Origin of the sequence: Methylobacterium organophilum (assembly GCF_022533465.1) — a bacterium.
Lineage (GTDB): Bacteria > Pseudomonadota > Alphaproteobacteria > Rhizobiales > Beijerinckiaceae > Methylobacterium > Methylobacterium organophilum.
Genome location: NZ_CP092848.1, coordinates 2741864 through 2765045, shown reverse-complemented (window position 1 = coordinate 2765045; position 23182 = coordinate 2741864). Strand labels below are relative to the sequence as shown.

24 protein-coding genes, 1 tRNA gene and 1 pseudogene are annotated in these 23182 nt (G+C 67.3%); 14 read left to right on the top strand and 12 right to left on the bottom strand.

Annotated features, from left to right (window positions below; all coding sequences use genetic code 11):
* Positions 1 to 8 precede the first annotated feature (8 nt).
* Entirely contained in the window at positions 9 to 932 is a 924-nt protein-coding gene (locus tag MMB17_RS12825) for an SGNH/GDSL hydrolase family protein (RefSeq protein ID WP_420847263.1), read from the bottom strand.
* Positions 893 to 1990: an OpgC family protein gene (locus MMB17_RS12820; RefSeq protein ID WP_241099015.1), complete on the bottom strand. Its 1098-nt coding sequence runs from the start codon at positions 1988 to 1990 to the stop codon at positions 893 to 895. Before MMB17_RS12820 ends, MMB17_RS12825 begins: the two co-directional genes overlap by 40 nt.
* A gap of 236 nt (positions 1991 to 2226) precedes the next feature.
* Here MMB17_RS12820 and mnmA point away from each other — a divergent pair, with 236 nt between their 5' ends.
* The 4 genes from mnmA to MMB17_RS12800 all read left to right on the top strand — a co-directional run bounded on the left by mnmA (position 2227) and on the right by MMB17_RS12800 (position 6512).
* Positions 2227 to 3384, top strand: coding sequence for a tRNA 2-thiouridine(34) synthase MnmA (gene mnmA, locus MMB17_RS12815; RefSeq protein ID WP_241099014.1), 1158 nt, complete (start codon positions 2227 to 2229; stop codon positions 3382 to 3384).
* A 51-nt stretch (positions 3385 to 3435) separates the two neighbouring features.
* Positions 3436 to 4092 (top strand): methyltransferase domain-containing protein, encoded by a 657-nt coding sequence (locus MMB17_RS12810; RefSeq protein WP_238312289.1) that lies wholly within the window; start codon positions 3436 to 3438, stop codon positions 4090 to 4092.
* 14 nt (positions 4093 to 4106) lie between these two features.
* The gene (locus MMB17_RS12805; RefSeq protein WP_241102186.1) at positions 4107 to 4877 is read left to right on the top strand and encodes a TVP38/TMEM64 family protein; all 771 of its coding nucleotides are present in this window, start codon (positions 4107 to 4109) and stop codon (positions 4875 to 4877) included.
* Between the two features lie 138 nt (positions 4878 to 5015).
* A complete protein-coding gene (locus tag MMB17_RS12800) occupies positions 5016 to 6512 on the top strand; it encodes a sensor histidine kinase (protein WP_241099013.1) in 1497 nt (498 codons plus the stop codon).
* A 6-nt stretch (positions 6513 to 6518) separates the two neighbouring features.
* Here MMB17_RS12800 and MMB17_RS12795 read toward each other — a convergent pair whose 3' ends face one another.
* Entirely contained in the window at positions 6519 to 7166 is a 648-nt protein-coding gene (locus MMB17_RS12795) for a YceI family protein (RefSeq protein ID WP_241099012.1), read from the bottom strand.
* An 83-nt stretch (positions 7167 to 7249) separates the two neighbouring features.
* Here MMB17_RS12795 and ruvA point away from each other — a divergent pair, with 83 nt between their 5' ends.
* Complete coding sequence (ruvA, locus tag MMB17_RS12790; protein ID WP_241099011.1) at positions 7250 to 7864, top strand: Holliday junction branch migration protein RuvA; 615 nt, start codon at positions 7250 to 7252, stop codon at positions 7862 to 7864.
* Between the two features lie 41 nt (positions 7865 to 7905).
* Here the strand turns inward: ruvA and MMB17_RS12785 are convergent, their stop codons facing one another.
* A complete protein-coding gene (locus MMB17_RS12785; protein ID WP_420847262.1) occupies positions 7906 to 8148 on the bottom strand; it encodes a DUF3572 domain-containing protein in 243 nt (80 codons plus the stop codon).
* A 133-nt stretch (positions 8149 to 8281) separates the two neighbouring features.
* Between MMB17_RS12785 and MMB17_RS12780 the strand changes: the two genes are divergently transcribed.
* Positions 8282 to 8662 (top strand): response regulator, encoded by a 381-nt coding sequence (locus MMB17_RS12780; RefSeq protein WP_238312295.1) that lies wholly within the window; start codon positions 8282 to 8284, stop codon positions 8660 to 8662.
* 37 nt (positions 8663 to 8699) lie between these two features.
* Positions 8700 to 10076: a PleD family two-component system response regulator gene (locus tag MMB17_RS12775; RefSeq protein ID WP_241099010.1), complete on the top strand. Its 1377-nt coding sequence runs from the start codon at positions 8700 to 8702 to the stop codon at positions 10074 to 10076.
* Positions 10077 to 10089: 13 nt separating this feature from the next.
* Here the strand turns inward: MMB17_RS12775 and MMB17_RS25410 are convergent, their stop codons facing one another.
* A complete protein-coding gene (locus tag MMB17_RS25410; RefSeq protein ID WP_420847261.1) occupies positions 10090 to 10272 on the bottom strand; it encodes a hypothetical protein in 183 nt (60 codons plus the stop codon).
* A gap of 14 nt (positions 10273 to 10286) precedes the next feature.
* On the opposite strand from MMB17_RS25410, the gene MMB17_RS12770 reads away from it, so the two are divergent.
* Positions 10287 to 10577 (top strand): phosphatase PAP2 family protein, encoded by a 291-nt coding sequence (locus tag MMB17_RS12770; RefSeq protein WP_338041739.1) that lies wholly within the window; start codon positions 10287 to 10289, stop codon positions 10575 to 10577.
* A 213-nt stretch (positions 10578 to 10790) separates the two neighbouring features.
* On the opposite strand, the gene MMB17_RS12765 is transcribed toward MMB17_RS12770, so the two are convergent.
* On the bottom strand, positions 10791 to 11849 hold the full coding sequence (locus MMB17_RS12765; protein WP_241099009.1) for a tyrosine-type recombinase/integrase: 1059 nt from the start codon (positions 11847 to 11849) through the stop codon (positions 10791 to 10793).
* 40 nt (positions 11850 to 11889) lie between these two features.
* Between MMB17_RS12765 and MMB17_RS12760 the strand changes: the two genes are divergently transcribed.
* Both MMB17_RS12760 and MMB17_RS12755 read left to right on the top strand, forming a co-directional pair.
* A tRNA-Leu gene (locus tag MMB17_RS12760) sits at positions 11890 to 11974 on the top strand.
* Between the two features lie 103 nt (positions 11975 to 12077).
* A pseudogene (locus MMB17_RS12755) lies at positions 12078 to 12832 on the top strand (IS5 family transposase).
* 311 nt (positions 12833 to 13143) lie between these two features.
* Here the strand turns inward: MMB17_RS12755 and MMB17_RS12750 are convergent.
* From MMB17_RS12750 to MMB17_RS12740, 3 genes are all read right to left on the bottom strand, one after another.
* Positions 13144 to 13949, bottom strand: a protein-coding gene (locus tag MMB17_RS12750) for an IS5 family transposase (protein WP_241099007.1) whose coding sequence is annotated in 2 segments (ribosomal slippage) — positions 13144 to 13622 and positions 13622 to 13949 — 807 coding nt in all. Because the reading frame shifts where the segments join, the coding sequence is not laid out codon by codon here.
* Positions 13950 to 13988: 39 nt separating this feature from the next.
* Positions 13989 to 14531, bottom strand: coding sequence for a hypothetical protein (locus tag MMB17_RS12745; protein WP_241099006.1), 543 nt, complete (start codon positions 14529 to 14531; stop codon positions 13989 to 13991).
* Positions 14532 to 14880: 349 nt separating this feature from the next.
* Complete coding sequence (locus MMB17_RS12740) at positions 14881 to 15087, bottom strand: hypothetical protein (RefSeq protein ID WP_241099005.1); 207 nt, start codon at positions 15085 to 15087, stop codon at positions 14881 to 14883.
* 196 nt (positions 15088 to 15283) lie between these two features.
* Between MMB17_RS12740 and MMB17_RS12735 the strand changes: the two genes are divergently transcribed.
* Positions 15284 to 16021 (top strand): glycosyltransferase family 2 protein, encoded by a 738-nt coding sequence (locus MMB17_RS12735; protein WP_241099004.1) that lies wholly within the window; start codon positions 15284 to 15286, stop codon positions 16019 to 16021.
* On the opposite strand, the gene MMB17_RS12730 is transcribed toward MMB17_RS12735, so the two are convergent.
* The 3 genes from MMB17_RS12730 to MMB17_RS12720 form a co-directional block, all read right to left on the bottom strand.
* Positions 16018 to 17691 (bottom strand): hypothetical protein, encoded by a 1674-nt coding sequence (locus MMB17_RS12730; RefSeq protein ID WP_241099003.1) that lies wholly within the window; start codon positions 17689 to 17691, stop codon positions 16018 to 16020. The two genes, MMB17_RS12735 and MMB17_RS12730, sit on opposite strands and share 4 nt — an antisense overlap.
* 677 nt (positions 17692 to 18368) lie before the next feature.
* Positions 18369 to 19559: an FAD-dependent monooxygenase gene (locus tag MMB17_RS12725; protein ID WP_241099002.1), complete on the bottom strand. Its 1191-nt coding sequence runs from the start codon at positions 19557 to 19559 to the stop codon at positions 18369 to 18371.
* Positions 19560 to 19566: 7 nt separating this feature from the next.
* Positions 19567 to 19827 (bottom strand): zinc-finger domain-containing protein, encoded by a 261-nt coding sequence (locus tag MMB17_RS12720; RefSeq protein WP_238312300.1) that lies wholly within the window; start codon positions 19825 to 19827, stop codon positions 19567 to 19569.
* Between the two features lie 183 nt (positions 19828 to 20010).
* Here MMB17_RS12720 and map point away from each other — a divergent pair, with 183 nt between their 5' ends.
* The 3 genes from map to MMB17_RS12705 all read left to right on the top strand — a co-directional run bounded on the left by map (position 20011) and on the right by MMB17_RS12705 (position 23120).
* Positions 20011 to 20838, top strand: a complete 828-nt coding sequence (map, locus tag MMB17_RS12715; RefSeq protein ID WP_241099001.1) for a type I methionyl aminopeptidase — start codon at positions 20011 to 20013, stop codon at positions 20836 to 20838.
* A gap of 7 nt (positions 20839 to 20845) precedes the next feature.
* Complete coding sequence (radC, locus tag MMB17_RS12710; protein WP_238312302.1) at positions 20846 to 21604, top strand: RadC family protein; 759 nt, start codon at positions 20846 to 20848, stop codon at positions 21602 to 21604.
* A gap of 76 nt (positions 21605 to 21680) precedes the next feature.
* The gene (locus tag MMB17_RS12705) at positions 21681 to 23120 is read left to right on the top strand and encodes a circularly permuted type 2 ATP-grasp protein (RefSeq protein ID WP_238312303.1); all 1440 of its coding nucleotides are present in this window, start codon (positions 21681 to 21683) and stop codon (positions 23118 to 23120) included.
* Positions 23121 to 23182 lie beyond the last annotated feature (62 nt).

The window sequence follows — 23182 nt, the reverse complement described above, 5'->3', positions numbered from 1 at the left end:
AAATCGGCTCAGTTGCCCGAGGAGGTCGCCTTACCCGGAGGCAGCGCGCCCTGCGGGGCCGTCCCGGCGGTGCCGGTCGCGGCCGGATCGGATTTGAGAAGCGACAGGGTGATTGCCCGGGTCACGTGTTCGGCCATGCAGCGGAAGCCGAGATCGCTCAGCCGGAATTGCGGCCCGAGCATGTGGGTCTCGTAGCGGCCGCCGGTGGTGGAGAGGTAGCGCATCGCCTCGTAGCGATGCACCAGCGGCACCGCCTCGCGGCTCGCGATCTCGCGAACCTTGGCGACCATGTCGTTGTAATAGGCGTCCTCGGCGAGGCTCTGGGTGAAGAGCGGGTCGATCAGCACGATGTCGATGTGGTGCGACTTGATCCACTTCACGGTGTCGTCGAGCGCCTCGCCGAAGGCGTCGAGATCGACCCGAGCGAGGGCGTCGTTGGTGCCCACCTGCCAGACCACGAGGTCGGGCTCGGTCTCGGCCACGATGGAGCGCAAGCGCTCCCCGGCTCCGCTGGTGATCTCCCCTGAGAGCCCGCGGGAATCGACCTCGATGTCCACATCTGGCAACGAGCGCTCCAGCGCCGTCTCCAGCCTCACCGGATAGGTCGCCGCCGCGCCCATGCCGGCGGAGGAGGAGCCGATGGAGAGGACGCTGATCGGCCGCTTCTGCTTCAGGGCCACCTTCACCGCGGAAAGCTTGGCGAGGGTGTAGAGCTTCGAGCCAGGCACCCGGCATTCCGGCGACAGGCTCGGATCGACCGCCTCGACGCTGGATCCCGGCGCGGCGGGGACGGGCTGGGGCGGCGAGACCACCGCCGGCGCCGTCTCCGCCGCCAGCGGCGCGGCGACGAGGAGAAGCAGGCCGGCGAGGGCGGACGGGCGCAGCCGGCCCCTCATGGCGCCGGGGCCACCTTCGGCTTTCGGGAACGCCACTCGACGAACCATGAGGTGAAACCCAGACCGAACAGGCCGAACCCGACCACGCATACATCGACCAGGAAGCCGCCCCCCGTCTGGAACCGGACGAACTGCGCTCCCAGGCTGAAGAGCGAGCCCATCGAGAACACGGCGAGCGAGTTGCGCCCCAACCCCGAGAGGAACCGCGCCAGCGGCCCGATCCAGGGAAGGATCCAAGCATACACCGCCTGGAAGCAGAGGAGTACTCCGCAGAAATGAACGAGGCGTGCCGGGGTCAGATAGGTCTTGTCGAACACGAAGAGCAGGCGCGGCTCGGGCACGAGCAGGGGGTCCGGCCGGAGCTCGTAGACCGAGAGCACGACTCCGATCGCCACGATGACGGCGCCGAGCGGCATCAGCCGGCGGAACCACAGGCGCAGCCGGGCCGAGCGCCGGGTCGCGTCCTGCAGAAAGAAGCCGAGCACCAGCAGCAATTGCCAGCAGAGCGGATCGAAGAACCAGGCCCCCTCCCCCGGCCAGGAGGGCAGGTTCCAGTCGAAGATCAGACTCGTCAGGTAAAGGGCGAAGGACAGGCCCAGCACCGCCCAGCGGCTGAAACGCGACATGATCACCATGCCCGGCGACATGGCGAGCAGCACCACGTAGAGGGGCAGGATGTTGAAGAAACCGAGCTGGTGCGTCAGCAGCACCACGCCGACGATGGTCTGAATCGGGTCGGCGAACAGCACACCGGCATTGTGCCATTCGAGGATCAGCGGGTTGTCGAGGGCAAGCGCCGCGCCCGCGATCATGGCGAGCCCGAGGGTGATGATGGTGATCTGCGCCCGGTAGACCTCGATGGTGCGCGAGAGCATGCGCAACACGCTGCGCATCGCCGGCTCGGGCGTGCCGTCGCGCCCCCGCGTGGCCAGGCCGATCGACCAGCCAGCCAGGAACACGAACAGCTCCGCGGCATCCGAGATGCCGTATTGCGAGAAGGTGTAGTGCTGGAAGGTGTTGCCGGGAATGTGGTTGATGAAGATCGTGATCAGCGCGAAGCCGCGCCAGAAATCGATCGCGTTCGGTTCCCGCATCGGGCTCCCGTCTCCGGCGTGAAGGCGTCGCGGCGCGCTCCCGGCAAGCGCCCGTTGCGGAAAGCTGTGCCCTGATAGAGGGGCGGGCCGTCCTTGCAAAGCCGCCGCGCCGGACGCGAAACCCGGGTCGCGCAGCCGATCCCTGGAATTTGAAGAGCCGGATCGCTATAGCCTCAATCCGAACAACCGTTCCCTCGCGGCCTCGAACCGGCGCGGCAGGCGCCGCCCATTCATCGATGAACTCCCTCGATCTCCCGAAGCCCCCGCACGAGACGCGCGTCGTCGTCGCCATGTCCGGCGGCGTCGATTCTTCCGTCGTGGCCGGGCTCCTGAAGCGCGAGGGCTATGACGTCATCGGCATCACGCTGCAGCTCTACGACCACGGCGCCGCCACGCACCGGAAGGGTGCCTGCTGCGCCGGCCGCGACATCCACGACGCCAAGCGCGTGGCGGAGACGCTGGGCATCCCGCATTACGTGCTCGATTACGAGGACCGTTTCCGGGAATCGGTGATAGACCGCTTCGCCGAGAGCTACCTCGCCGGGGAGACGCCGATCCCCTGCGTCGAGTGCAACCGCTCCGTGAAGTTCCGCGACCTGCTCGGCATGGCCCGCGACCTCGGGGCCGAGGCCCTCGCCACCGGCCATTACGTGGCGAGCCGGCCCGGGCCGAACGGGCGGCGCGCGCTCTACCGCGCCCTCGATCCCGGCCGCGACCAGAGCTACTTCCTCTATGCCACGACGCCGGAGCAGCTCGACTACCTGCGCTTCCCCTTGGGCGAACTGCCCAAGGACGAGACACGCCGGCTCGCGCGCGACCTCGGCCTCGCCGTGGCCGAGAAGCCGGACAGCCAGGACATCTGCTTCGTGCCACAGGGGCGCTACGCCGACGTGATCGCCAAGCTGCGCCCGGAGGCGACCCGGGCGGGGGAGATCGTCGATCTCGACGGGCGTGCGCTCGGCACCCACGAGGGCATCGTGCACTATACGGTCGGTCAGCGGCGCGGACTGCGGCTCTCGGTCGGCGAGCCGCTCTACGTGGTGCGGCTCGAGCCCGAAAGCGCCCGCGTCGTGGTCGGCCCCCGCTCGGCTCTGGCCACGAGCCGGATCCGCCTGGACGACGTGAACTGGCTCGGCGCCGGCCCGCTCCAGGACCTCGACGGCCTGCCGGTCGCCGTCCGCGTGCGCTCCACCCGCGAGCCGCGACCCGCCCATCTGAGCTGGAACGCGCAGCGGGGATATGCGGAAGTCACACTGGTGACGCCTGAAGATGGTGTGTCTCCCGGTCAGGCCTGCGTGATCTACGCCGACGAGGATTCGCGCGCCCAGGTTCTGGGCGGCGGTACCATCCGGCGGGTGGACAGCGTGCCGGCGGGCACGGCCCAGGCCGCCTGACGCGTTGAGACCCGAACCCTTTCGACATTCCAGACGAGGACCGACGACGCGATGCTGAGCGAGCCGATGCGGGAGGCGGGGCCGAGCACGGCGCTGATGCGCAAGGCCTACGCCCGTTGGGCGCCGGTCTACGACGTGGTCTACGACAAGCTGACGGAGCCCGCGGCCCGCGCCGCGGTGAACGCCGCCGTGGCCCACGGGCCGCGCGTGCTGGAGGCCGGCGTCGGCACCGGCCTGTCGCTCGGCTACTACCCCAAGGGCAGCTTCGTCTGCGGGGTCGATCTCTCGGAGGACATGCTGAAGCGCGCCCGCGCCAAGGTGCGCCGCCGCGGGCTCTCCCATGTCCACGGCCTGCAGGTGATGGATGTCTGCCGCCTCGGCTATGCCGACAACACCTTCGACGCGGTGGTGGCGCAGTTCCTGATCACCCTCGTGCCCGATCCCGAGGCGGCCCTGTCCGAGTTCCTGCGTGTGGTACGGCCGGGCGGAGGCATCGTGCTCGCCAACCATTTCGGGCAGACCGACGGGCCGGTGGCCCGGGTCGAGGAGATCGTCGCCCCACTCTGTACGAAGATCGGCTGGTCCTCCGCCTTCAAGTCGACGCGGATCGAGGCCTGGGCCCGGGCGAACGGCGTCGAATTCGTCGGTGTGGCACCGACCTTCCCCGGCGGCTTTTTCAAGATCCTGCGGATGCGCAAGCCGGGGTGACCCCCCCTCCCACCATGCCGGCACCCCGCGGCGGCCTCTGGCTGCGGATCCTGCCCTTCGCCGCCCTCGTCTGCCTGACGCTGGTGGTGCTCGTCTCCGGGATCTGGCGCGAGATCAGCCTCGACAGGCTGCTCGCCTCCCGGGACTGGCTCCACGACAGCGTGGCGCAGAACCGGCCGCGCGCGCTCGCCGTCGCCGTGCTGGTCTACGTCTCCGCCGTCATCGTCTCGGTGCCGGCGAGCCTCGTGCTGACGATGATCTACGGCTTCCTGTTCGGGACCCTGACGGGCGCGCTCACGGCCGTCTGCTCGGCCACCACGGGTGCCATGATCGTCTTCTCGATCGGCCGCTACGCCGCCCGGGACCTGATCCTGCGCCGGGCCGGCTCCTGGCTGGGCCGTTTCGCCGAGGGCTTCCGGCGGGATGCCTTCGGCTACGTCGCCTTCCTTCGGCTCCTGCCGATCTTCCCGTTCTGGATGACGAATCTGGTGCCGGCGGCCTTCGGTGTGCGCCTGCGCACCTTCGTCCTCGCCACCTTCCTGGGGTTGCTCCCCGGCGCCTTCATCTATGCCAGCCTCGGCGCGGGCGTGAACGACCTCGCCGCCGCTCATGCCCACGCCAAGGCGCTCTGCCTCGCCACCAACGGCACGAATTGCGAGGAGGCGATCGATCTGCACGGGCTGATCACGCCGACCACGATCGCTTCGCTGGTCGGCCTCGCGCTTCTCGCTCTCTTTTCGGTCGGAATCAGGCGGCAGCTTGAGCGACGGACGCGACCGGATTAACGATTGCGCGCAATGATGCTGCCAGCCGACGCGGCGTCGGAATCTGGCGTCGGCAAGAGAAGCAAGAGAAGACGGCATTCGCCCATGAACGGCCGTCCCGGGGAACGAGCGGGGGAAACGCAAAGCGGAACCATGGAGATGGCAGGCAGCCAGACGGTTGCGTCGGCAAGCGACACGACCAAACGGCCCACGCCCGGGAAACGCCTGTCGGCGTTCTTCGGGCGCCAACTCGGGCTGTCCGGTCGCCTGTTCCTGCTCACCGTCGCCTTCGTCGCCATCGCCGAAATCCTGATCTACGTGCCGGCGGTGGCCAATTACCGCCGCTCCTGGCTCTCCGACCGGATCGCCGCCGCCCAGGTTGCCGCCCTGGTGCTCGACGCGGCGCCGGACGGCCATGTCACCGAGGATCTCGCCCGACGCCTGCTGACCGGCGTGAACGCCCGCGCCATCGCCGTGCGCGACAAGGAAACCCGCCAGCTCGTCACCCTGGAGACCGTCCCCGACGAAGTCGCGGACATGGTCGACCTGCGCCACTACGACTGGATCGAGGCGATCCGCGGGGCTTGGCGCACCTTCGTCGCGCCGTCCGACGCGCCGATCCGGGTGGTGGGCAAAGGGCGCGACGGCTTCGACCTCGTCGAGATCCTGCTCGACGAGGCGCCCCTGCGGGAGGCGATGATCGACTTCTCGATCCGGCTGCTTCTCTCCTCTCTCGTCATCGCCGCGGCCGCCGCCGGCCTCGTCTTCGTGACGCTGCAATTCTTCATCGTGCGGCCGGTACGGCGCCTCGTACGCAACATCACCGAGTTCGCCGACGATCCCGAGAGCGCGGAGAAAGTGATCCGGCCGACGCGGCGCACGGACGAGATCGGCCATGCCGAGACGGCACTCGCGCGGATGGAGACGGCGCTCTCGGACGAGCTGCGCCAGAAGCGGCGGCTCGCCGAACTCGGCCTCTCGGTGAGCAAGATCAATCACGAGCTGCGCAACCTGCTCACCACCGCGCAGCTTCTGGGGGACCGCCTGGAAGGCGTGGCCGATCCGATCGTGCAGCGCGTGGCGCCCCGGCTCGTCGCCACCCTCGACCGGGCGATCCGCTTCTGCGAGGCGACCCTGGCCTATGGGCGGGCGACGGAAGCGAACGCCCAGCGCCGTCTGGTGAAGCTCAAGCCGATCCTCACGGAGCTCACGGACCTGTCCGAGCTTGCCCCGGGCACCCGCACCCATGTGCGCGTGCAGGCTTCGAGCGATCTCGAGATCGATGCGGATCCGGAGCAGCTCCAGCGCGCCCTGACCAATCTCGTGCGCAACGCGGTGCAGGCCCTGGCGACCTGCCCGGACGCCGCCGTCGAACCGATGGTGCGGATCGACGCCCACCGGGAAGGCCCCTGCGGGCTCGGCCGGGTGACGATCCTCGTGACGGACAACGGCCCCGGCCTGCCCGAGCGCGCCAAGGCGCATCTCTTCGCCCCGTTCCAGGGCTCGGTCCGGGCCGGCGGAACCGGGCTCGGCCTCGCCATCGCCGCGGAGCTGGTGCGCCTCAACGGCGGCACGCTCGGCCTCGACGAGACCCGCTCGGGCGCCCGCTTCCGGATCGTGATCCCGGACCGCAGCGCCCGCGCCGAGGCGGCCTGAGGCGGGCTATTCCGCCGCCTTGAACTCGCCCTCGAGCCGCAGGGCGACCTCGTCGCCGAGCACCGGCAGGTAGGCGCTCACGCCGAAATCCGAGCGCTTGATCACCGCGCGGCCGTCGAAGCCCACGGTGTATTTCTTGTCCACCGGATGCGCGCCGGCCTGGTTGAAAGTGGCGTCGAAGGAGACCGGCTTCGTGACGCCCTTCAGGGTCAGGTCGCCGATGACGCGGGCCGTGGTCGGCCCGGTCGGCTCGACCGCGCGGGCGACGAAGCGCGCCTCCGGGAAAGTTTCGACATCGAGGAATTCCGGCTTCTTCAGGTGCTCGTCGAGCTGCGCGTTCAGGGTGCCGACGCTCCCCGTACCGATCCGCACGGAGAGGGTGCTCTTGGCCGGATCCTTCGGATCGAGGCTCGCCTCGCCGGACACGTCCGAGAAGGCGCCGTAATAGGTCGAGAAGCCGAGATGGCTGATCGACCAGGTGATCTTGGCATGGTCGGGATCGAGCAGGTAGCGCCCCGGCCGCACCTGAGTGGGGTCCGTCGAGACGCCTGGGGCCGGCGGCGCGCTCTTGGCCGCGGGCTCCTGGGCGGCGGCCGTGCCCGGCCAGGCCGTCCCCGTCGCGAGAAGGAGTGCCAGGACGGTCGCGCGATTCATACGTTCACCTTGTCGGTTCGGGTCGTCTCGGGGATATGGCACTCGGGCCGGCGAACCAAGCCCGGCGCCAGTACGGATCCCGCATGATCGGCAAGCTCAAGGGCGTGGTGGATTCCTTCGGGGAGGATTTCGTGATCCTCGACGTGCAGGGGGTCGGCTATCTGGTCCACTGCTCGGCGCGCACCCTGCAACGGATGAATGCCGGGGAGGCAGCGACCCTCTCGATCGAGACCCATGTCCGGGAGGACATGATCCGCCTCTACGGCTTCCGCGCAGATGCCGAGCGGGAATGGTTCCGGCTGCTCCAGACCGTGCAGGGGGTCGGCTCCAAGGTGGCGCTCGGCGTCCTCTCGGTGCTGGAGCCCGACGCGCTCTCCCAGGCCATCGGGACCGGCGACCGCACGGCCATTGCCCGGGCGCCCGGCGTCGGGCCGCGGCTCGCCGCCCGCCTCGTGGCGGAGCTGAAGGACAAGGCGCCTGCCTTCGCTCCCGCCGACCCCACGCTCGCCGCCCTGCGCGGGCCGGAGACCGGTGGCGGTCTGCCGCAGCCGGTCGCGGATGCGATCTCCGCTCTGGTCAATCTTGGCTACGCCGAGGCGCAGGCTTCGTCAGCCATCGCCGCCGCCCTCAAAGCCGCCGGCGAGACGCCGGAGACGAAGACCTTGATCCGGCTGGGCTTGCGGGAGCTCGCCCGCTGAGGTCCCTCCCACCAAACCCATCCCAGATAGCAGAAACGGGATCAGATCCCGCCCTCGTCGAAGGGCGGTGGCTGGAGTCGGGCCCAGGCGGCAGCGACACGCTCCGGCTTGAGGCCGAGGTCGCGGGCGCAGGCAAGCAGCATCGGCTCGTCGCGCATCACATGGTCGAGGACCGCACCGAGGAAACCCGGCTCCCCCGCGGCGGCCCGCAGGGCATCGGGCGTTAGCCCGCTCTCGGCCATGAAGACATGCAGGCGCTCGGGATGCTGCGCGAGCCAGCCCAAAACCTCTAATCCGAGGCGTTCGGCCGCGTCATCTCCATGATCAAATTTGCGTTTCATCAAGGAGTACCACTTAAAAGGAATTTGGTCAGCGTGCGAGGAGAGCGAGGTCACTTATGTCCCGGAACCTTGGGTCATGACAAAGACGGTTCTCATCGTCGAGGATAACGAGCTGAACATGAAGCTCTTCAACGATCTGTTGGAGGCTCACGGCTACGCGACCCTCAAGACCGCCAACGGCATCGAGGCGATCGAGCTGGCCCGGACGCATCGTCCGGACCTGATCCTCATGGACATCCAACTCCCGGAAGTCTCCGGCCTCGAAGTCACCAAGTGGCTCAAGGACGACGACGAATTGCGGGGGATCCCCGTCATCGCCATCACCGCCTTCGCGATGAAAGGTGACGAAGAGCGCATCCGAGAGGGCGGCTGCGAGGCATATCTGTCGAAGCCGATCTCCGTGGCGAAGTTCCTGTCGACCGTGCGCAGCTTCCTGGAAGACGGCGTGAAGCGCTGAGCCCTGCCCGAGGCGGCCAGGGTGTGAGGGATCGGATATGTCTGCCCGCGTCCTGATCGTCGACGACCTCTTTCCGAACGTGAAGCTGCTCGAGACGAAGCTCGCCCTCGAATATTTCGAAACGCTCGCCGCGATGAACGGCCCGGATGCCCTCGCGATCTGCGAGAAGGGCCTGTGCGACATCGTCCTGCTCGACGTCATGATGCCCGGCATGGACGGCTTCGAGGTCTGCCGCCGGCTCAAGGCGAACCCGGCCACCGCGCATCTGCCCGTGGTCATCGTCACCGCCCTCGACCAGCCCTCCGACCGCCTCCGCGGGCTCGAGGCAGGCGCCGACGACTTCCTCACCAAACCGATCGACGACACCGCCCTCTTCACCCGGGTCCGCAGCCTGGTGCGGCTGAAGGCGGTGACCGACGAACTGCGCAGCCGTGCACTGGCCTCGCGCGCGGTGGGCATGGCCGACCCCCTCGCCCTCGCCGCCGCTGAGGACGGCCAGAACGCCCGCATCCTGCTCGTCGAGGACCGGCCGAGCGCGGCCTCCCGCCTGTCCGAGGCGCTGTCGCGCCAGCACCACGTCGTGATCGAGCCCGATCCGGGCAAGGCGCTCGCCCTCGCCACGGAAGGCGATTTCGAACTCGCCCTGGTCAGCCTGGATCTCGCGGGGTTCGACGGCCTTCGCCTGTGCGGCCAGCTCCGCTCCCTCGACCACACGCGCAACATGCCGCTGATCATGCTGGCGGAGGAGCACGAGCGGGCGCGGGTCATCCGCGGCCTCGAATTCGGCGTGAACGACTTCTTACTTCGACCGATCGACCGCAACGAGCTGATCGCGCGAGTCCGCACCCAGGTGCGCCGCCGTCGCTTCTCCGAAACCCTGCGCGTCGCCCTCACCGCCTCCCTGGAACTCGCGGTGACCGACGATCTGACCGGGCTTCACAACCGCCGCTATCTCGACGGCCGTCTCGGCCCGGTCTTCGGCGACGCGGCGGCGCGCAAGCGCGGGCTCGCCTGCCTCCTCCTCGACATCGACCGCTTCAAGGCGATCAACGATACCTACGGCCACGATGCCGGCGACGAGGTGCTCCGCGCCTTTGCCGGCCGCGTCCGCGCCCTCACCCGCGAGGTCGACATCGTCGCGCGCTACGGCGGCGAGGAGGTGGTCATCATCCTGCCCGGCACCGAGATCGCGGAAGCCCGCGCCGTTGCCGAACGGATCCGCCTGCGGATCGAGCGGGAGCCCTTCGCCATCGAACGCGGCGCGAAGGCGATCGCCGTCACAGTCTCCATCGGCGTCGCCGAGCGTGAGGCGCGCGATCAGGGTCCCTCCGACATGCTGAAGCGCGCGGACACGGCGCTCTATCGAGCCAAGGAAGCCGGCCGCAACCGGGTCGAGGCCTCGGCGGCCGCCTGACTCCCCCGGGCGATCAACCGGCGCCGGGATCGGCCTCCTCCCCCTGCCCCGGATGCCCCGGCTTCCCGTCGGTCTTCTCGTTCGGATCCTTGACGGCATCGGGCGCGATGTTGCGCCGTGCGCCGCCCCCCTCGTCCGAAGCGGGAGGCTCTGTCCCGTCACGGTCTCTGTCTTTGTCTCTGTCAGCCTGAAGCATCGCATCTCTCTCGGATGGTATCCGCCAGTCTCGTCGCCTTCACCCTGGCGCTCGCGGTTCTCCACTACCTGACCGCGACCCTCGCCCTCCCCTTCGCGGACGAGATGCTGGCCCGGGTCGAAGCGGCCCTCGGATTCGACTGGGTTGCCCACATCGCCTTCCTCGCGGCGCATCCCTCGCTCTCGTGGTGGCTCGCGCTGGCCTACCATTCCAGCGGTCCCCAGATCGCCGTCGTGGTGATCGTCCTGAGCGCATGCTCCCGGCTGGGACGCTCTGGACGTTCGTGCGGCTCTACGCAGCGCTGATGCTGTGTTCGGTCGTGATGGCGGCAATCGTTCCGGCCATCGGCCCCTATGCCCATTTCAAGCCGGGTATCGTGCCTGCCGACCAGTTCGAGAGGGGAGCCTTAACCCACTCCCTCACAACGGCTTTCGGTGCCCCCCTTCAGGCGCCTACGAGCTCGTTGACCTTCGACAGGTCCACACCTTCGCGGAGGACGCCCAGGGCGGCCAAGACCTTCAGGACGGAGCAATGTCCGCGGTAGGCGCTGCGACCGGCTGAGGGGTCGCCTCAAGGGCCGCAATGGCGCTGTCAAGGCTGGACCCGTTCAGGTGGATGTACCGCTGCGACACTGAGAGTGAGGAGTGGCCCGCAAGGACCATGATCTCCATGGCCGAACGGCCGCGGTCCGCGAGACGAGAGCAGAACTCGTGACGCATGATGTGCGGGACGAACTGCTTGTCGTGCTCCAGATTGAGGGTCTCGGAGAGGCGCTCCCATTGGTGGCGGACCGCCCACTCGTTGAGGTTCGGGAACACGATGTCCCGCCCTTCCTTGCCCTCACCGCGCCGCATCAGGATCTCCGCAGCGCGCTTCGTGAGGGGCACCGTACGGGACTTGCTGCTCTTCGCGTGGGTCCCGAAGACCTGGACCCGACCGTCCACCACGTTGTGGAAGCGGAGGCCCAGCACCTCGCCGCGCCGAAGGCCCGTATCGAGGGACAGGGCCACGTAGTCCTGCATGTCCTGGTTGCTCCGCTGCTCGAAGTAGCGAAGCGTGGTCGCCTCCTCTTGCGGCGTGAACCGGCGGATGCGGTGCTGGGCTTCCTTGAAGCGCTCCATCACAGGCACCACGGCGATGATGCCCAGGGACCGCGCGACGGACAGCATCTTGGACAGGGCCGCCACCTTCCGGTTGACGGTGGCCTTGGCGTTGCCGCTCTCCAGGAGCTTCGAGCGGGCCTTGTCGATGGCGTGCGAGGTGATCTTGTGGATGGGCATCGAGGGGCCAATCTCGGCCGCCATCAGGCGGGCGTTGACGAGGGCCTTCTCGCCCCCTGCCATGGGCTTCCAGTGGGTCTCGAAGACGTACTCCACGAGCTGCCCGAGGGTGTGCGGGAGACCATCCAGCTTGCGGGCCCCCTCGCCGGTATCCATGGGGTCTCCGCGGAGGAGCGCCGCCTTGCTCTCGGCCTCCCACACCTGGGCGGCCTTCTTCGTGGGGAACTGGCGCCTGTACCGCTGGCCCTTATGGGTCACGGCGGCCTGGAACGCGTCCCCGCGCGGGGTCACGGGCATAGTGCCTCCTCCTCCATGTGTGATAAACACGCTTCCGGGAGCCCGCGTGCCGAAATTGGTAGCCGGACCCGACTTAAAATCGGGGGCCTAAGGGCGTGCGGGTTCGAGTCCCGCCGCGGGCACCAAGAGAGCGCCGAAGGTGGCCTCTAGGTAGGGGACTCATACAACCAATTGCTTTCTCTTGCGTTTTCTTCCTGGGTATGGGGCTTCCTGCGTAGGAGGATCGCAATGGCACGGCTGTTCTGGCTCTCGGACGAAGCCTGGGCGCGGATCGAACCGCAGTTGCCTCACGGTCAACCGGGCAAGCCGCGGGTCGATGACCGGCGGGTGATCAGCGGCATCCTACATGTGCTGAAGGTCGGCTGCCGCTGGCAGGACACGCCCTCTGCCTACGGCCCGCACACGACGATCTACAACCGCTACAACAGGTGGTCTCAGCGCGGTGTCTGGCAGCGGCTTTTTGCCAGGCTCGCTGCCGCAGGTCCTGTCCCCGAGGAGCTGATGCTCGATGCCTCTCACGTGAAGGCACACCGCTCGGCATCCGGCGGAAAAGGGGGGCCTGGATCCAAGCCATCGGCCGCTCGCGCGGCGGCTTCACGAGCAAAATCCATTGCTTGGCCGATGGTCGTGGCCGACCGATTGCGTTCACCCTGACACCGGGCAACGTGGCCGACATCAGTATGGCGTTGCCTCTGTTACAGGCCGTCGTACCACCCAAGCGCCTGATTGCCGACAAGGCCTACGACGCACAGAGCCTGAGGGATTGGTTGAAGAGCCGCAAGGTGATCGCCACCATCCCGTCCACGGCCTCCCGGACGGTCCCCTACAAGCACAGCCGGATCGCCTACCGGCGGCGCAACCGGATCGAGCGCCTGTTCGGCCATCTCAAAAACTGGCGGCGCGTCGCGACCCGATATGACCGTTTGTCTTGCAACTATCTGGCCGCCGTCGCGCTCGTTTCCTGTGTCGTCGCATGGACCTGAATGAGTCCACGACCTAGCTCCCTACGTACCGTGCCCCCTGAGACCGCCTGAAGCCTGAGGTCCCTGTAGGAGGCCACCAGTCCGGTGTGACACGTGTGACAGCCACCTGAGCCATAGGATGGGCTAGGAGAGTCTTGATACGTGATTGCTCTGACCGGCTGCTTCGCTTCTTCGGTATGACCTGGGCTTCATAGCGCCTTAGGAGATCACCGAGAGTCACACCCTTAGCGGCCCGATTGCCTGCCCGGAGATGGCCACAGTCGATGTTGTGTTCCTGCTCTCGGCCCCAGGAGATGGCCTCAGCCTTAGAATTAGGGACAAAACCGTCTGGCCTGAGCTTGGCAGATGAGGGCGCAAGCGAGTGTGGTGAAGGCGAGATGGAGATCGGCCCGGCGCTCGTAGCGGATGGTGAGCCGGCGGAAGCGGGCGAGCCAGGCCAGCGTGCGCTCCACACTCCAGCGATAGCGCCCCAGCCGTTGATTGCTCTCGATGCCGCGCCGGGCAATCCGAGGCGTGATGCTGCGGGCTCGGCACTCGCGCCGGCAGCGGCGATGGTCGTAGCCCTTGTCGGCATGCAGCTTGTCGGGTCTGCGCCGCGGGCGACCACGCCGGCCGGTGCGCACGCCCGGCACCGCATCGAGCGTGGCGGCCAGCATGCGGCTATCGTGGCAGTTGGCGCCGCTCAGTCTCAGGCCGAGCGGCGTGCCGTTGGCGTCCACGACGAGGTGGCGCTTCGTGCCCGGCTTGCCCCGGTCCGTCGGGTTCGGCCCCGTCGCGGAGCCCCTTTTTTCGCAGGTAGGCTGGCGCTGTCGAGGGCGGCCCGCGACCAGTCGAGCGCGTCGGCGTCCTGAAGCCGCTCCAGCATCGCGCGATGGAGTGCGGCCCAGACGCCGGCCGCCTGCCACGCTCCCAGCCGCCGCCAACTCGTCTTGCCGCTGCAGCCGACTTCGGAACGCGGCAGGTGCTTCCACTGCATGCCGGTCCGCAGCACAAGGATGATGCCCGCCAGCGCCGCCCGGTCCGAGGCTGGCGGGCGACCGCCTTTCGGCTTCTCACGCTCAGGCGGCAGAAGCGGCGCGATCACCGCCCACAGATCGTCGGGGACAAGGGTCTCCATGCCCTTCCAACTCGCTCACACAGGTTTCGTCCCACGCTCTTAGGATGCCGGATTGCCCTGCGACACGGTTCCGCGGAAGATGGCGTTACCGTTGCCGTCAATGGAGGCGATCAAGACTTGCGTGGCTTCATTCAGGAAGTAGATTTTCGCACCATCAGAGTACATCGAGAACGGCCCGATGGTGATCTTCTGGTTAGCCCCCACCAGGATCACGTGCGGCAGGTTGGCATTGACGGTATGGACGGCCGCAACGCTATGACTACCTTCCACCTTGAGAACGCTCTTCGAACCGTCGTTCAGTTGGATCGAATAATCGGTAACGGTCCCCTGGAGCTTGATACCGGCCGGAGCCACGCCGCTGGTCCAAATGAAGCTGTCCAGCTTGGCCCCGGAAATGGAAACACTGTACTTGCCGTTGGAGCGGTCAACGAATACCCCGTCCGTGTGCGTGCGCCCCTCATTGGCGCAGAATACCACGCGAGAGTTCGTATCGTCCAGGAATGTATAGCTGTTGATGAGCTTCGTAGATCCCTCTTGGTAGAACGTCCCGACGTCGAAGAAGGCGGGGCGGACTGTCCGCACGTACCGGTGATCCAGTGTGCGGCGACGGACATGAACTCGGAGATGCCGTTCTGGAACAGTCCGACAACGTTGCCCCGACCAGTTCCGATGCCGGCATTGAAAGCATTGTTGTTGAGGTCGATCTCATTCGCCTCAACGAACGTCCCGGTGTACCCAGGCATGAGGGTGGTTGTACCAGCAATACCCCACATTTGCCCACCGCCGGGGTAACCCGCGACCGCGTATCCGAAGCAGGTCTTCCCGTCGTTCATGTGCCCGGAAGCGCCTGAATGGGCCCCGGTTACGTTGTGAAGCTCCACATGGAGTCCCACCTCTTGGCAGTCATTGTCGCGCTTGGTCTCGAAGACCATTACCGCGCCAGACCGTAGGCGTCCGCAGGGCACGCGTCCGTGTGGTCGCATGCGATCCCGGAGTTTCCCTTCGGCACGGTGCTGCCGTTCACGAGAGGGTTCGTTAGATGGGCGAAGGTCAGGTTCACCTTCTTAGTCAGCTCATTGGTGACGCCGAGCAATTCGCGGGCTCGGGCCGCAGAAATCGGATTAAGTTCGTCGGCCATGCAAAAGCTTTCGGCCCGTACAGGAGTCGAACCTGCACAAGCGGGGAAATAAAAAAGGCCCCCTAAGCGTGCTCAGAGGGCCCCAGCGATTTTCGGATTTTGGAGCGGATGCGGTTGACGACGGACCGCGTGTGCGGGTAACGGACAGAGTCAAGCGGCGCTTGCCCCTAGGTCTTGAATGATTGGTCTTGTTCTCGTGACCTACGCCAACGACCCGGCGAAGCTGATTGCCAGTGTCGAGGAGGCGGGCTTAGAGGTGGTCTGGTACGTCCACCATCACGGGTCCGAGCCGACCTTCGCGGCGCAGATAGAGGCCCTCTCGGGCCGCCCGAATTTCCGTGTGGTCATGCATCGAGAGAACCGCGGACTGTCGCGGAGCTGGAACGAAGGGCTTCGGCAAGCTTACGACGACGGCGCGGAGCTGGCCCTTCTGGTCAATGACGATCTCCACTTCGTAGACGACGGCTTCCGAAAGTTCGTGGAGTTCGCCAGGACCCAGGAAGACTACGGGCTGGCCTTTCTCCACGGCCTTGAGACGGGCGGGAGCCCCTACGCTGGTGAGGTGAAGGTACAGGGTTTCGCGTGCTGTGTGGTGACGCCCCAGGCCATCGAGCGCATTGGGTGGTTCGATGAGAACTTCCAGCCGGCCTACTACGAGGATTTCGACTACTACCGCAGACGGCACCTCGTAGGCGTCCGCGACGTCATCGCCAGTGGTGTCATGGCTGAGCATGAACGCTCCAAGACCACCAGGGAGAACCCTGAGGTTTCCGCTGGGGATCCCGGAGCGCGCAACCTCGCATACTACACGGAGAAGTGGGGTAAGCCTGGAGAGGAGTGTCACCAAACGCCGTTCGGCGAGGCTGCCTACTCGAACCGCATCTCCTGGGAGGAACGTGGGGATCCCTATCCCGGCCGTTCGCCAATCACCTAGGCGTCGTATTCGATCTCCACGAAGCAATTCCACTGCCCGTATGCGGTGTTGTTCGTGAGGATGGATATCTTCGTGTCATCGAAGCTGACGAACTGGTCCATAACCACGGAGTTTCCTGTGTTGTCGGCTGCGCGGATGCGGGTCTTCACCCAGGCATTTCGCGCGCTCGCAAGCCCTGAGATGCCGTGATTGTATTCGGTGTTCCCTGCGCTGTTCATGAGCGTGACGTACCGCCGATACAGCTTGCGCACCGCGACTATGCCGGTGGTGGCCTGCGTCGGCGAGGTGATGCCTATGTTCGGTCCGTAGGTCCCGAGGCTGGCGTTCGCGGGCAGCTCCAGGGCCCAGCTCAGGAAGCTGTTCGCGGCAACGATATGCTGCCCGTCCGTGGTGATCTTCACGAAGGTCCCGGTGGCGCTGGACCCCTTATCCGCCGGTTGGCATCCGGTCATGATGAGCCGGCCGGTTCCCGACTGGAGCACCTTGGGCTGGGTGATGGAGTTGGTCGTGTCGTTCCCGGCGAACTGGAAGTTATGCACCTCCAGGGTACCGCCCGAGACGGTCGCGGCGATGGACAGACGGTCGCTGTAGCTTTCGCCGCTGTTCACGACGCAGCGCCCGCCCGTGACCACGATGAGCCCGGTGTGTGCCGAGGCGTTGCTATCGACGGTCGCGGCTCCGAACATGACCGACCCACCGGACACCCGGATCTTCGCGTCCGAGGCGCTGTTCGTGGTGCCGTAGAACGTGGCGATCTCAGCCCGCCCGGAGTTGTGCTCCCAGCGCGCATTGCTGTCGTCCGCCCCCACCTTACCGAACAGTGCGGGGATGCCCCGGTCCTGCCCGTTATACACCACGCGGCAACGGAAGCCGGCGATGCTGTCCACCATCAGTTCGTCACAGCGACCGAACCGACAGGTGATCGTATTGCCGTCCGAGAAGATGGCCGTGAGGTTGGTCGAGGGTGACGAGCCGTAGAGCCACGTATCCCAGAACCGGACGTTGACCGCGTGCAGCGGGCCGTCCATGTCCAGGCCGATATTGAACGACCCGTCAATCACGTGGTGGACGAGGCCGCCGCCGCAGTTCCCCAGCGCCTTGACGCCGTTGTAGGAGCGGAACAGGCCTACCCGTCCGAGGTAGAAGCCCGGTGCGGTGGAGACGTCGATGGCCCACGGGTAGACCACCAGATCGGACCGTAGGCCGGACGCGGCGGCAGCCGTCTGGGCGAACTCGAAGGCCACCTTATCGAGGCGGCAGCGGGTCCGCAGCTTGACGTAGCTGTCGAAGCCGAAGCTGGTTCCCTTGGCGGCCGAGATGACGAACACGGTTCCGAACAGGCCCGCCGCGTCATCCCCCTGATAGGGGCTCTCCCCGAACAGCTCCTGCCCGTTACGGGCGTAGTTAAGCTGCCCAGACAGGGGGTAGCGGCCGGCGGGTGCGAAGACGTTCCGCCCCGTGGCGAGCGCGGCATTCACGAAGCTGGTCACGTCGGTGGTGTTCGTGCCTGCCCGGATCGCATCCACCACGATGATGGGCATGTAATCGAACGCGGATACGGCCCCGTCCCAGATCTCCGCGCGCCGCCACCGGACGGAGGTGATGAACACCGTGGAGTTGGCAATGCGGTTGATGAGGCGCAGGAACAGCCGCCCCGGTCCGACCCACACTCACGAGGGTCGCCTCGGACTTGTTGAACATGACCTGGAAGTGGCCTTGGAGAACGTGCTGAGGATCCACCTCGTACACCTTCAGGACCCCGCCCAACTCGTTCATCGCCGCGCGGATGGCTTCGCTATCGAACCAGCGGAGAAGCTGCGCCTCATCCTGGAAGGCGCAGTGGTAAGCCGCACGGTCCGGGTGATCCTCCCAGCCTAGGATATCGACGTGCGGGCGCGGATGGCGAAACGGACTCGGCTCCGTCAGCTTACGAAGATCCTTCAAAGCGCGCGCGTTGGCTACCTTCTTCACCGCGGCCAGGACCAATTCCGGGCCCTGCGGGCCACCGAAAAAGCACCCATTCCCGTTCTGATCTTCGATCCTCAAGACGCGCATGACTTTCCTCGCTGGAGCGGTGGGCTTCTCGGGTGGCGGGTAATCGCCACATCAGGGGCGTGTGGCAGACGGCGTGTGGCACGCTCTGCGAAATAGTACCGCAAGAGGGACGATGTAGACGCACGTATCCCGCTTGATGGAGAGGCTAAATTGTAGGTGAGAAGGTGGAACGTCCCGCTAGGGGGAATGAGCCGCCGGACATTTTAAGTCTCGTGCGTCTACCGGTTCCGCCACGTCCGCGCCGGGCGACGGCGTAGCGGTCGCCCGGCGCCAGATCAAGCCGTCGCGTCGGTCAGGCGCCTTCGGGATTCCAGCCGTAGAGCCAAGCGTAGCGCCCGCTCATGCCGGTGGGGCCGAGGCGGCGCATCACCAGGTTGCGGACGGCTCCCTTGAAGGCGCCGGCATGGTACGCTCGGCCATTGGCCCGGGCCGCCTTCTGTACGCGCCGCACCCGCGCGTAGCGGGCGCGGGAATAGGCCGCGAGGGCGGCGGGCACGTCTGGGTCGCTCGCGAGGCAGCGGGCGAGGATGGCCGCGTCCTCGATCGCGAGAGCGGCGCCCTGTGCCAGGAAGGGCAGCACCGGATGGGCCGCATCCCCCAGGAGCGCCAGGCGCCCCCGCGCCAGCGGTCGTCCGGCCGGGCGGTCGACGAGGGACCAGACCACCCAGGTATCGGGCAGACCGAGCAGGTCGGCCAGGGGTGAAGCCGCATCCTCGAAATGGGCGCGCAGGACCGCCGGCTCGCCGAGGCGGCCCCAATCCTCGTCGCCCTCCCGCTCCGGCACAATGGCAACGACGTTGAGCCGCTGGCCGCCCATGATCGGGTAATGCACCACGTGCCGGCGCGGGCCGAGCCACAGCCCGGTCTGCTCGCCGGCTAGGGCTTCGGGCACGGCCTCCCGCGGCACCGTCGCCCGCCAGGCGGCCTGCCGGTGGGTCACGAGCGGGCGCGGGTCGAGCCCGTGCCGCAGGCGCGAGCGCACCCCGTCGGCCGCGACGACGAGATCGACCTCCAGGCTGTCCCGACGCCCGCCATCGACACTCTCGAGCGCCAGCGTCGCGGAGCGTGCCGCTTCCTGCAGTCTCGTCACCTCGCGTCCCACCATCAGGCGGATGCCCGTCCGCGCGCGGACGGCGTCGAGCAGCAGTGTCTGCAGGTCGGCCCGGTGGATGACGTAGTAAGGCGAGCCGTAGCGCTCGCGCAGGGGCGACCCGAGGGCGACGCCGCCGATCCGCCGCCCGCTCGTCAGGGAACGGATATCGACGCCCGGCGGCTCGTTGGCCGCCCGGCGCAGGGCCGCGCCGAGGCCGAGCCCGATCAAGACGCGGCTCGCATTGGGCGAGATCTGGAGTCCCGCACCGACCTCCGAGAAGCCGGTGCGGCGTTCGATGAGGGTGACGTCGTGACCGGCCGCATTCAGCGCGAGCGCAGCCGTCAAGCCGCCGATGCCGGCCCCGACGATGGCGATCGAGAGCGTACTCAAGGCCGGATCAGGCGGCGTCCTTGGCTCCGGGCTCGTCGCTCCAGAGGCAAGCCGCCGGCTCCGCGGTGCCGGGCCGCAGCTTCGGGTCGTAGCGGAACAGCGTCGAGCAGTACTGGCAGATGATCTCGTCGTCCCGCCCCATGTCGAGGAAGACATGCGGATGGTCGAAGGGCGGCAGCGCGCCGATGCACATGAACTCCTTGGAGCCGACATGCACCACCGCCACGCCGGGCTGGTTGTGGAAGTGCGGAACCGCCTTGTCTGCCATCGCGCCGTCCTGTGCCGGTGCCCGCGACAGCGCCGCGGACCGATCCTCGAATGCCGAAGGCTTGAGGGTCTAGCCCGTCGCGGCGGCGAAGCCTAGAGCCCGGGCGGCCCGACAGGGTTGGCGCTCGCCGCCGCGAAGCGTAAACACATCAGGAATCCGACCGAGCGCGTTAAAAATACCGTCATGAGCCGAGACCAAACCGCCGTTGCCGAGGGATCCCGGCGCGCGCCCGAGCCGCCGATCCACGGGCCGGAGGGATTCGAGGGGATGCGCCGCGCCGGCCGCCTGACCGCCGAGGCTCTCGACCTTCTCATGGAGGCGGCGCAGCCCGGCGTGACCACCGAGCATCTCGACCGTCTCGCCTTCGAGTTCGGCATGGATCACGGCGCTTATCCGGCCTCGCTGCATTACCGCGGCTACCGGAAGTCGATCTGCACCTCGATCAACCACGTCGTCTGCCACGGCATCCCCAACGACAAGCCCCTGCGCGAGGGCGATATCGTCAATCTCGATATCTGTCTGATCCTCGACGGGTGGCACGGCGATTCGAGCCGCATGGCCTATATCGGCGAGGTACCGCGCAAGGCGCAGCGCCTGTGCGAGATCACCTACGAGGCGCTGATGCGCGGCATCCAGGCCGTGAAGCCCGGCGGCTCCACCAACGACATCGGTCGCGCGATCCAGGCTTACGCCGAATCCGAGCGCTGCTCGGTGGTGCGCGACTTCTGCGGCCACGGGCTCGGCCGGGTCTATCACGATGCCCCGACCATCCTGCACTACGTCGAACCGAGCTACGACGTGCCGCTCAAGCCGGGCCAGTTCTTCACCGTCGAGCCGATGATCAATCTCGGCCGGCCGGCGGTGAAGGTTCTCGGTGACGGCTGGACCGCCGTGACCCGCGACCGCTCGCTCTCGGCCCAGTTCGAGCACACGATCGCAGTGACGGAAGACGGCTACGAGATTTTCACCCTCTCGCCCAAGGGCCTCGACCAGCCCAAGCCGCAAGGCTGAGCCGCGGATGTCGCGCAGGCTGCCGGACCCGTCCGCGGCGCCCGGCCTGCTCGATTCGATCGCCGACGTGACGCCCGCCCCGGCGCAGGCGGAGGTTCCCCATTACCACGGCCACCGGGAGCGGCTGCGTGCCCGCTTCGCGGAAGCCGGGGCCGATGCGCTCGCCGATTACGAACTGCTCGAGCTCGCCCTGTTCCGGGCGATCCCCCGGCGGGACGTGAAGCCGCTCGCCAAGGCACTGATCAAGCGGTTCGGCTCCTTCGCCGAAGTGGTGAGCGCGGAGCCCGGCCGGCTCGCCGAGGTCGAGGGCGTCTCGACCGGGGTGATCGCCGATCTCAAGCTGATCCAGGCCGCCGGCCACCGCCTCGCCCGCGGCGCCGTCGCCGCCCGGCCGCTGCTCTCCTCCTGGAGCGCGCTCCTCGAATACCTGCGCGCCACCATGGCCTTCTCGCCCCGGGAGGAGTTCCGGGTGCTGTTCCTCGACAAGCGCAACCACCTGATCGCCGACGAGGTGCAGGGCCGCGGCACCGTCGACCACACGCCGGTCTACCCCCGCGAGGTGGCCCGCCGCGCGCTCGAACTCTCGGCCACGGCGATCATCCTCGCCCACAACCACCCCTCGGGCGACCCGACGCCCTCCGGCGCCGACGTGCGCATGACTCGGGAGATCGTGTCCGTTCTCGATCCCCTCGGCATCGTGGTGCACGACCACGTCGTCCTCGGACGGGAGGGACATGCCAGCTTGAAGGGTTTGAAACTGATCTGACCTGGGGATGGCCCCGCACGCGGGTTCCCCTGGCCTGCCTCTTGCCTAGTTTGAGTCGAAGAAACGGGAGAGGTGGATGGCGCTCAAGGCCTTCGACGAGATGCGCGGTCCGGGGGATGCGGCGGCGGATTCGCCCGCCGTGCGCGCGGCCTATGACAGCCTGAAAACCTGGCTCGATCAGACCCCGCCGGAGCATTTCAACACGCGCCGCAGCCAGGCCGAGATGCTGTTCCGGCGCATCGGAATCACCTTCGCCGTCTACGGCGCCAACGAATCGACCGAGCGGCTGATCCCGTTCGACATCATCCCGCGGGTGCTCACCAAGCCGGAATGGGGTTTCCTGGAGCGGGGCCTGAAACAGCGGGTGACGGCGCTCAACGCCTTCATCAACGACATCTACGGCGCCGAGGAATGCATCAAGGCCGGCGTGATCCCGGCCGACCTCGTCTACCGCAACCCCCATTACCGCATGGAGATGCGGGCCTTCGACGTGCCGCACGATCTCTACGTGCACATCGCCGGCATCGACATCGTGCGCACCGGCGAAGACGAGTTCTTCGTTCTGGAGGACAATGCCCGCACCCCGTCCGGCGTGTCCTACATGCTGGAGAATCGGGAGGTGATGCTGCGGCTCTTCCCGGAGCTGTTCTCCCGGCACCGGGTCGCACCGGTCGAGAACTATCCCGATGCCCTGCTCGCCACCCTGCGCAGCCTCGCGCCCCAGTCCGCAACGCGGGACCCGACGGTCGTGCTGCTCACCCCCGGCCGCTACAACTCGGCCTTCTACGAGCACTCGTTCCTGGCGGACAAGCTCGGCGTCGAATTGGTGGAGGCGGGCGACCTCTTCACCAAGGACGACGTCGTCTACATGCGCACCACCGAGGGGCCGCGCCGGGTCGACGTGATCTATCGCCGCCTCGACGACGACTTCCTCGATCCCCTAGTGTTCCGGCCGGATTCGGTGCTTGGCGTGCCGGGCCTGATGAACGCCTACGAGCGCGGCAACGTCACCCTGTCGAACGCGGTCGGCACCGGCATCGCCGACGACAAGGCGGTCTACAGCTACATGCCGGAGATCGTGAAGTTCTTCACCGGCGAGGAGCCGATCCTGCACAACGTGCCGACCTGGCGCTGCCGGGAGAAGGAGGCCTTCTCCTACGTCATGGACAACCTGAAGGACCTCGTCGTGAAGGAGGTCAATGGATCCGGCGGCTACGGCATGCTCGTCGGCCCGCATGCGACCAAGCGCGAGATCGAGGATTTCGCCAAGAAGCTGCGCCACGCGCCGGACAACTTCATCGCCCAGCCGACCCTGTCGCTCTCGACCTGCCCGACCTTCGTCGCCTCCGGCGTCGCGCCCCGGCACGTCGATCTGCGCCCCTTCGTGCTCGCCGGCGCCGACGAGATCCGCATCGTGCCCGGCGGCCTGACCCGCGTGGCGCTGAAGGAGGGCTCCCTGGTCGTCAATTCGAGCCAGGGCGGTGGCACCAAGGACACCTGGGTGCTCGATGCATGAGCAATCCGGCGCACCGACGGGCACACTCGCCCCGTGCGCCGTTCCTTATTGCCGGCGGATGG

Excerpts from the sequence above, each read along its gene's own strand:
- MMB17_RS12805 (WP_241102186.1), top strand. The coding sequence starts at position 4,107 with ATGCCGGCACCCCGCGGCGGCCTCTGGCTGCGGATCCTGCCCTTCGCC.
- MMB17_RS12810 (WP_238312289.1), top strand. The coding sequence starts at position 3,436 with ATGCTGAGCGAGCCGATGCGGGAGGCGGGGCCGAGCACGGCGCTGATG.
- MMB17_RS12720 (WP_238312300.1), bottom strand. The coding sequence starts at position 19,827 with ATGGCAGACAAGGCGGTTCCGCACTTCCACAACCAGCCCGGCGTGGCG.
- MMB17_RS12765 (WP_241099009.1), bottom strand. The coding sequence starts at position 11,849 with ATGCCCGTGACCCCGCGCGGGGACGCGTTCCAGGCCGCCGTGACCCAT.
- MMB17_RS25410 (WP_420847261.1), bottom strand. The coding sequence starts at position 10,272 with ATGCTTCAGGCTGACAGAGACAAAGACAGAGACCGTGACGGGACAGAG.
- MMB17_RS12795 (WP_241099012.1), bottom strand. The coding sequence starts at position 7,166 with ATGAATCGCGCGACCGTCCTGGCACTCCTTCTCGCGACGGGGACGGCC.
- mnmA (WP_241099014.1), top strand. The coding sequence starts at position 2,227 with ATGAACTCCCTCGATCTCCCGAAGCCCCCGCACGAGACGCGCGTCGTC.
- ruvA (WP_241099011.1), top strand. The coding sequence starts at position 7,250 with ATGATCGGCAAGCTCAAGGGCGTGGTGGATTCCTTCGGGGAGGATTTC.
- MMB17_RS12800 (WP_241099013.1), top strand. The coding sequence starts at position 5,016 with ATGGCAGGCAGCCAGACGGTTGCGTCGGCAAGCGACACGACCAAACGG.
- map (WP_241099001.1), top strand. The coding sequence starts at position 20,011 with ATGAGCCGAGACCAAACCGCCGTTGCCGAGGGATCCCGGCGCGCGCCC.
- MMB17_RS12775 (WP_241099010.1), top strand. The coding sequence starts at position 8,700 with ATGTCTGCCCGCGTCCTGATCGTCGACGACCTCTTTCCGAACGTGAAG.
- MMB17_RS12705 (WP_238312303.1), top strand. The coding sequence starts at position 21,681 with ATGGCGCTCAAGGCCTTCGACGAGATGCGCGGTCCGGGGGATGCGGCG.
- MMB17_RS12780 (WP_238312295.1), top strand. The coding sequence starts at position 8,282 with ATGACAAAGACGGTTCTCATCGTCGAGGATAACGAGCTGAACATGAAG.
- radC (WP_238312302.1), top strand. The coding sequence starts at position 20,846 with ATGTCGCGCAGGCTGCCGGACCCGTCCGCGGCGCCCGGCCTGCTCGAT.
- MMB17_RS12770 (WP_338041739.1), top strand. The coding sequence starts at position 10,287 with ATGGTATCCGCCAGTCTCGTCGCCTTCACCCTGGCGCTCGCGGTTCTC.
- MMB17_RS12820 (WP_241099015.1), bottom strand. The coding sequence starts at position 1,990 with ATGCGGGAACCGAACGCGATCGATTTCTGGCGCGGCTTCGCGCTGATC.
- MMB17_RS12740 (WP_241099005.1), bottom strand. The coding sequence starts at position 15,087 with ATGGCCGACGAACTTAATCCGATTTCTGCGGCCCGAGCCCGCGAATTG.